This is a genomic window from Faecalimicrobium dakarense (genome assembly GCF_000499525.1).
Classification (GTDB): Bacteria; Bacillota; Clostridia; order Peptostreptococcales; family Peptostreptococcaceae; genus Faecalimicrobium; species Faecalimicrobium dakarense.
On sequence record NZ_HG529238.1, the window covers coordinates 1 to 8106 of the forward strand.

The following is an 8106-nucleotide window of genomic DNA, read 5'->3' on the forward strand; positions in this document are numbered from 1 at the left end:
AGATAGTTTAAATATAAAACTATCTACTTTTTTATTATTTTATTTTACCAAATTTATTAAATGGATATGCTCTTAAAGCAACTTCTCCAATTACATTATCCAAAGGAACTGTTCCTATTTCTGAATTTCTGCTATCACCACTCTTTGGCCTATTATCTCCCATAGTAAATACATGATTGTTAGGAACTACAATATCAATATCACCATCTGTATATACATCATTTAGATAATCTTCAATTAAGTACTTACCATTTATGTATACTTCATTATTTTTTATAAGGATATGTTCTCCAGGTAAAGCAATTACCCTTTTAACTAAGTTTTTTTTATGGTTAGTTTTATCATCAATTAAATCTGATTTAAATACTAAAATATCCCCTCTAGTTGGAATTCCTTTTTTGTAAGCTAATTTATTTATTAATAGATAATCGTTATCTTCTAATGTAGGATACATAGATTGTCCACTAACTATAGTTGGTTGTACCAATAATGTTATTCCTATTGCAATAACCAACGATGCACATATGGTTTTAAACCATTCAAATATTTCATTTTTGTTTTTTTATTCAAAATAATTATCCCCCTTGCATTTATATGTAGAATATAAAATATTAAAATTAATCGACTAGTATACTTATTCAACATACCTAATTTTTACACTTAATTATGGTGTAATGATATATTTACAGTATAACTTATATTAAATAGTAAATATATTATAAACTGAAATATTTAATGTAGTTTTTTATAAAAGACTATTATTAATGCTACAATATACATAAGAAAAATATAATCAAATAAAATTAAAGTATGGGGGGAGTAATTAATGAATGATATTATAAAAAAATCTAAAAACATTACATTAAGACGTACTAAAAATACAGATTTAGAATTTGTTATAAGTTTAGAAAGAGAACAGTATAATGCTCAGTATATAGGTCAGTGGAGTAAAGAAAGTCATATAAATTCTTTAACAGAAAAAGATATATTACATTTAATAGTTGAAGACTCAAATACAAACAAACCCATTGGATATATAATTATGGCAGGAATTGAAAATAGAGATAATAATATTGAATTTAGACGATTTGTTATAAATAATAAAGGTAAAGGATTTGGAAGAGAAACATTAAAACTAATAAAAGAGGTATCTTTTAAGCAATTAGATGCACATAGACTTTGGCTTGATGTAAGATGTAAAAATACTATAGCCCAAAATCTTTATAAGTCAGAAGGATTTAAAGAAGAAGGTACTTTAAGAGAATGTGTGCTTTATAATGGAAGTTATGAGTCTATAATCATAATGTCTATATTAGAACATGAATATAAAAATAACTAAAATAAGTAATAATAACCCCAGTAAAGCTTTTAAAGTTTCACTGGGGTTATTATTTATAAAAGCTATTAATTTATATGATAGCAGTTTTATATATTTACATATAAAAATTTTTATAAAATACAGAATAAGTGATTTTATATTAACCTTAACTAAAACCTTACTTTTCTTATTGGCTTTTTATATCTACGGTTAGATTTTCTTAATACATTAGTAAGATAGTCTAGTTGCTCTAAGAAAATATTAGCTTCATCTATAGTATTATAAAGTCCAAAGCTTGCTCTTACCATTCCATCGTTAAATGATCCTGATACTACATCTCTATATCCGTCACAGTCGCTAACACCTAATAGTCTATATACATAAGGATGAGCGCAAAACTTACCAGCCCTTAGAGATATTCCTTTTTCAGTTGCCATGTTTAAAGCAACAGCTTCGTAGTTCATATCTTTAATATTAAAAGTAATTACACCTAATCTATCATCCATATAGTCCGTATCTCCATATAAAATTATATTATTCATACACTTCATAGAATTTATAATATATTCTTTTATATCTCTTTCATGATTTTTTATATTTTTAAATCCAATATTTTGTAGTTCTTCTAAAGCTTTTGCCATAGCAATTACACCAAAAAAGTTTTGAGTTCCAGCTTCAAATCTCTCCGGGATTGGTGACCATATAACACTTTCATCAAATACACCAGCAACACATCCACCGCCAGATAAAAATGGATCTGAGCCCTTTAGATGCTCTTTTAGACCAACTATTGCACCGCTACCAAAAGGAGCATAAGCTTTATGAGCAGAAAATGTTATGAAATCTATCATTTCATCTTTGTCACATCCTCTCATATTAACTTTTTCATGTGCTACTAATTGAGCACCATCAACTATTATTAAGGCATTGTATTTATGTGCAAGTTTAGCTATATCATGTATTGGAGTTAAGTATCCTGTTACGTTTGATGCACCTGTCACAGTTACAACTTTTATTTTACCATTTGCCTTTATAAGCTCTTGTTCTATGTCGTCTATATTTATTCTGCCTAAATCATCAACATCTACATGTACAACTTTACCTGCTTTTCTAAAAGGCAAATCATTAGCATGATGTTCCATTCTAGTTGTAAGAATCATATCATCTTTATTTTTTATAAGTGCATTGGCTAGTATATTTAGCCCTTCTGTATCTGACTTTGTATATATTACAGTATGGCTATTACATCCTTTTAGACCAAAAAAATTAAGTATTATTTCTCTAGACCTTTCAAACATTGTAGTACAGTATTCACCTTTAGGACCTACCCCTCTAGCTATTGGTCCGTAGTTTTTTATATTATCTTGAATTAGCTTTGTGACACTTTTTAAAGGAGGTGTCGTAGCTCCGTTATCAAAGTTGATAGGAGTTACTTTTTCTCCGTTTGCTAGTTTTACTTTATCATCTATCCCATCATACAAATATCTATAGTCCATATTATCGCCTCCTATTATTCATGGTATGGTAATTTTTTCACGATGTTCCGGATTAAGGTTAAATAAATTAGAAATCAAATGATTTATTTAATAAATGGATAGAATTTATTGCTAAAATATGGTAATGTTATCCTAAGGAAATATATATACAAAAGGGGAGAAGGACTTGAAAAAACTTGAGCTAAAACAAGTATTATTAATATTATTAACACCAGTTTTAGTACTAACATCAGGATGTGAAAATTCAGCATCAGTAGAAAAGGCAAGTTCATTGAAAGAGGGATATTTTAAAATTGCAAAACATTTAGATGATAAAGAAGAAGTAAACAAAGATTATATAGAAAGTTTACTATCAGGCTTTAAATATGAAAAGGGAGACGAATTAAAAATGGGGGGAGACTCCTCAGATATTAAAATGACTCAACGGCAATACATATTTAAAGATGATAAAGAAGAATTAATTATAACTCATACTATATATAATGGATATGAAAGTATGTCTCCAGTATATATTTTTAGCGATGAAGATATTAACATAAACTTATCATATACTCCAAAAGCAAATAAAGAATTAGTAGGCGAAAAGGAAGAAGCTAAGCCAAAATTATTTGTAGGCATATCTTTACCAAACAATACTAAATACCAAGAAATATGCAAATTACTAAATGATAATTACACAGACTATGAATCTTATTATCAAAATATTGCTAATAAATTTGCATCTGAAAATAATATGGACATTAAAGAATTAAAAGATATTATAGATAAAAAGCCATATCAAAGTGAAATTAAAAAGATTAAATTAGGTAAAAGCACAGAAGAAGAATCCATTAGTTATACGTTTAAAAATGATACAGAAAGTATATGTGTACAATTTTTAAAAGATAGTAATAAGATGTATGAGCTATCATATATGAATTTAGATGAATTTGGGAATAACATAGTTAAAACTGTTAGAGACAATAAAACACTACATGAAGGTGAATTTCATATGGATATAACAAATTCTAGTAGTAAATTAGATAAACAAATCGAAATTATAAATAAAATTGATAAATATATAAATTAAAAAATCCCCTATAGAGTAGATATGAAAAAAGTCTATCCTATAGGGGATTTTTATGTTTAAATACAAATTAATTTCATTCTTATATGAAATATATAGGCATATATATTTATTAATAATTAAAAGGAGGTTTTGTATTATGGATTGGGCAAATTTAGGTTTTAAATACACAAAGACAGACTTTAGATATATTTCAGTATGGAAAGATGGTGAGTGGGATGAAGGGATATTAACAGAGGATAATAGATTATCAATAAGTGAAGGATCTACTGCTATACATTATGGACAGCAATGTTTTGAAGGTTTAAAGGCGTATAGAACAAAATCCGGAGATATACAGTTATTTAGACCAGATGAGAATAGTAAAAGATTAAATGATAGTTGTGACAGATTATTGATGCCACAAATATCATCTGATAAATTTATAGATGCATGTAAACAGGTTATTAAAGCTAATGAAAGATTTGTTCCACCATATGGAAGTAATGCATCACTATATTTAAGACCATTTGTAATAGGAGTAGGAGATAATATAGGTGTGAAGGCAGCGCAGGAATATATATTCTGTGTATTTTGCGTACCAGTAGGAGCTTATTTTAAAGGTGATATATCACCTGTTAATTTTATAGTATCAGATTATGATAGAGCTGCTTCTAAAGGTACAGGAAGCGTTAAAGTAGGGGGAAATTATGCTTGTAGCTTTTATCCTAATAAATTAGCTAAGGATAGAGGATTTGCAGATTGTATATATTTAGATCCTCAAACACACTCTAAAATAGAAGAAGTAGGTGCAGCAAACTTTTATGCAATAACAAAAGAAAATGTATTTATAACACCAAAATCAGAATCAATATTGCCAAGTATAACTAAAAAATCATTAATATACATAGCTCAAAATCATCTAAATATGAAAGTTGAAGAAAGAGATATATTTATAGATGAGCTAAGTGAACTTAAAGAGGCTGGAGCTTGTGGTACAGCAGCGGTTATAACTCCTATAGGTATGATAGAAGATGAGGGGAAACAATATACTTTCAATGGCGGAGAAGAAGCTGGAGAAATAACTAAAAAATTATATAAGATTCTTACAGAAATTCAGTTTGGAGATAGAGAAGCTCCAGAAGGTTGGATTTTTAAAGCCTAATTAAAGTAAAATTGAAAAATTATTAAATAAAATTTACCCTGTAGAGTATACACATAAAAAGTCTATTCTAGAGGGTATTTTTATGTATAGTTAAAATTAAGTGATATCTAGTTTTTAAATAAGATTTCTAACTTTTTAATTATAATATATAAATTATAATTAAATATTTAAAAAATAATATATATAATTTTTATTTTATTATTTACTATGCATACATTTAGTAATACAATTATAGAAATTTTCAAAAAAAAGGGTGATGATTTTATGTATTATGGAGAGAAAGTAGTTTTAAGAGCTTATAGAGAAGACGATATAGATATAGCTCTAAAACTTGTTAATGATAAAGAGTTAAAGAAATTTTTAGTTAACTTTATTCCTTTTCCAATGAGTAAGTGGGAAGAAGAAGAGTGGATAAAATCACAGAAATCAAATAAAGAAGGTACGTACAACTTTGCGATAGAGGATATTGAAACCAATAAATATATAGGTGGATGCGGAATTAACAGTGTAGACTGGCTAACTAGAGTTGCAGTTGTTGGCATAATGATCGGAGATAAAGACTATTGGGGCAAGGGGTATGGAACAGATGCCATGAAGGTATTAATTGACTTTATATTTAATGATATGAATATTAATAAAATAAGACTTTCAGTTTTTTCATTTAATGAAAGAGCAATAAAAAGCTATGAAAAGTGTGGATTTGAAGTTGAAGGAGTTCTTAAAAATGAGATTTTCAAAGATGGAAAATACTATGACGAAATAATAATGTCTAAATTTAAATAATTATATATTATATCCTAGGAGGGATTATGAAAAAAATTATTTACCCATTTGTTTGTCTTATTATTTTAATAGCAATAAATATTATTGCATCTAAAATTTTTAATGTTGAATTCTTAGAAATGTCATTTCCAACAGGTTTAATGTCATCTATTTTTATAGTATTTTTTTCTAGTGAAGGGGGGCCCGGTACTGGTATGGCAGATTTGCCAGTAAAACATTTACTTGAAAGTGAAACTCGTAGAAATCCTAATTTCTTCGAGTTTTATATAAATACTCCTCTTATAGTATCTATATTTTATACAATAATAGCTGCTATATTAAGTATAATTGCTTATTGGAAGTACTTTTAAGATGATAATAAATTAAAAAATAGAAAGTAAAGCAGACGGAAAATTCTTTCTGCTTTTTTGAGCAACGGACGAAGTCGTTGGCGACATGAAGTGTAGCGCCCACGCAGTGGCTTAAGCGAAGCGAATTTTTCATTTATATTTTAAAGTTAAAAGGGGAGAAAAATATGAAATTTAATATAATAGGTAGTGGTGGATGTGCAGCACTTCCTAAACCATTATGTAAGTGTAAAATTTGTAATGAAGCAAGAGAGAAGGGGCATCCTTATTCTAGATTTGGATGTAGCTTATTTTTAGAAGATATAAATTTATTAGTTGATACTCCAGAAGATATAGTTCATGCAATTAATTTTTCTAATATTTCTAAAATAAATACTGTTTTATTTAGCCATATAGACCCAGACCATACACTTGGTATGAGAGTATTTGAGCATATGCGTCTTAATTGGTTGGATGTTTCAGAAGGAAAAGAATGTACAAATCCAATAAATGTGCTAGCTATGGAACATGTTATGTATGATTTAAATTCTATTAAATCAAAATTGGGTTCTTATTTAGATTATTACGAAAATACTAGAAAGTTAATTAAAAGAAGTGTAGTAAAAGACGCTACATATATAGATGATATAAAGATAACATTTGTAAAAGCTAATTTTGCAACAGTGTTTGTATTTGAAAAGGATAATAAAAAAGTTATATACGCACCTTGTGATGTTAAGCCATTTCCTAATAATGATATTTTTAAAGATTCTAATGTTTTGATAATAGGAAACACTATTGTAGGTGATGTTCTTAAAGGTGGATATATTTTAAAGGATGATAATAAACTTAGAGATGAATTATTTACAATGGATGAAATTGTAAATTTAAAAAATAAATATAATATTAAAGAAGTTATTATAACTCATTTAGAAGAAGATTGGGGAAAATCTTATGATGATTACTTAAATCTTGAAAATAAATATAATGGTATTAAATTTGCATATGACAAAATGACAATTGAAGTATAAAAGTTTAATATTAAATTCTTTAAGCTAAAAGGCACCTAATTTTTATAGGTGCTTAAAATTTTCTATTATTTATAGATTTTCGTTTATATATACTTTAAAATCATTTATAATTTCTTCATTTCTAGCATAAAGTGTCCATTGACCTATTTTTACAGACCTTAGTAGACCTGTTTTTTCTAAAACTGATAGATGCTCAGATACTGTTGATTGAGACTGACCTGCCTTTTTATATATATATCCTACACATACAAAATTTGATGAATCGGGATCATCATTATGAGGTTGCCAACCAAATTGTTCAAAATTTGATTTAGGGTCTTTTAGCCATTGTAATATATTAAATCTTGTTTTATTAGATAATGCTTTTATTGTTTTTAAATAGTCCATTACTACACGCTCTTTCTTTATTTTATCAATATTTATTATTCTTATATATATTTTAAAATATGTCAATATTATTTAATATTAAAATAATATTTAAACTTATTAGTAAGGGGGTATAAGCTTATTAAAAAAATATATTAATCGTAAAATACCGATAAATATTATAAAATCTATTGCAAAATAAATTAAGTCTATGGTAATATAAAAACATTAATCGGAAAAAAACGATTAATATAATATTTTAATTAAATTTGATTAATAGGAGTAATTAATATGAATAGAAATGAAGTAATAAATATTTTAAATTTTAGACATGCTTGTAAGGAATTTAATCCAGCTAAAAAAATAAGCGCAGAAGATTTAAATGTAATTTTAGAAGGTGGAAGACTTGCTCCGAGTTCTATGGGAATAGAACCATGGAAGTTTTTAGTTATAGAAAGTGAAGAGCTAAAAAAAGAATTAAGTGCAGCAAGCTTTGCAGGGGCAAAACAAATCGATACATGTAGCCACTTTGTAATATACTTAACTAGAACTCCAAAGGAAATAAAATATGATTCT

At 27.0% G+C, this 8106-nt stretch carries 10 protein-coding genes; 7 read left to right on the forward strand and 3 right to left on the reverse strand.

The genetic code is table 11. The features are described from left to right. Nucleotides 1-34: 34 nt before the first annotated feature. Entirely contained in the window at nucleotides 35-547 is a 513-nt protein-coding gene (lepB, locus tag BN899_RS02100; protein WP_042272285.1) for a signal peptidase I, read from the reverse strand. A gap of 279 nt (nucleotides 548-826) precedes the next feature. Between lepB and BN899_RS02105 the strand changes: the two genes are divergently transcribed. Next, nucleotides 827-1339 (forward strand): GNAT family N-acetyltransferase, encoded by a 513-nt coding sequence (locus BN899_RS02105; RefSeq protein ID WP_042272289.1) that lies wholly within the window; start codon nucleotides 827-829, stop codon nucleotides 1337-1339. Nucleotides 1340-1488: 149 nt separating this feature from the next. Here the strand turns inward: BN899_RS02105 and BN899_RS02110 are convergent, their stop codons facing one another. After that, entirely contained in the window at nucleotides 1489-2814 is a 1326-nt protein-coding gene (locus BN899_RS02110) for an aminotransferase class V-fold PLP-dependent enzyme (RefSeq protein ID WP_042272292.1), read from the reverse strand. Between the two features lie 166 nt (nucleotides 2815-2980). Between BN899_RS02110 and BN899_RS02115 the strand changes: the two genes are divergently transcribed. From BN899_RS02115 to BN899_RS02135, 5 genes are all read left to right on the forward strand, one after another. After that, on the forward strand, nucleotides 2981-3883 hold the full coding sequence (locus tag BN899_RS02115) for a hypothetical protein (RefSeq protein ID WP_042272295.1): 903 nt from the start codon (nucleotides 2981-2983) through the stop codon (nucleotides 3881-3883). A gap of 136 nt (nucleotides 3884-4019) precedes the next feature. After that, nucleotides 4020-5024, forward strand: a complete 1005-nt coding sequence (locus tag BN899_RS02120; protein WP_042272298.1) for a branched-chain amino acid aminotransferase — start codon at nucleotides 4020-4022, stop codon at nucleotides 5022-5024. Nucleotides 5025-5288: 264 nt separating this feature from the next. Next, nucleotides 5289-5807, forward strand: coding sequence for a GNAT family N-acetyltransferase (locus BN899_RS02125; protein ID WP_042272301.1), 519 nt, complete (start codon nucleotides 5289-5291; stop codon nucleotides 5805-5807). Nucleotides 5808-5833: 26 nt separating this feature from the next. Continuing rightward, nucleotides 5834-6157, forward strand: coding sequence for a hypothetical protein (locus BN899_RS02130; RefSeq protein WP_042272304.1), 324 nt, complete (start codon nucleotides 5834-5836; stop codon nucleotides 6155-6157). A 164-nt stretch (nucleotides 6158-6321) separates the two neighbouring features. Next, nucleotides 6322-7164 carry an MBL fold metallo-hydrolase gene (locus tag BN899_RS02135; protein ID WP_042272307.1) on the forward strand — a complete coding sequence of 281 codons (843 nt, stop codon included), beginning with the start codon at nucleotides 6322-6324 and terminating at the stop codon, nucleotides 7162-7164. A gap of 69 nt (nucleotides 7165-7233) precedes the next feature. Here BN899_RS02135 and BN899_RS02140 read toward each other — a convergent pair whose 3' ends face one another. Further along, nucleotides 7234-7551, reverse strand: a complete 318-nt coding sequence (locus BN899_RS02140) for an ArsR/SmtB family transcription factor (RefSeq protein ID WP_042272310.1) — start codon at nucleotides 7549-7551, stop codon at nucleotides 7234-7236. Nucleotides 7552-7821: 270 nt separating this feature from the next. Between BN899_RS02140 and BN899_RS02145 the strand changes: the two genes are divergently transcribed. Next, the coding region (locus BN899_RS02145; RefSeq protein WP_042272312.1) for a nitroreductase family protein at nucleotides 7822-8106 on the forward strand (285 nt) is incomplete at its 3' end.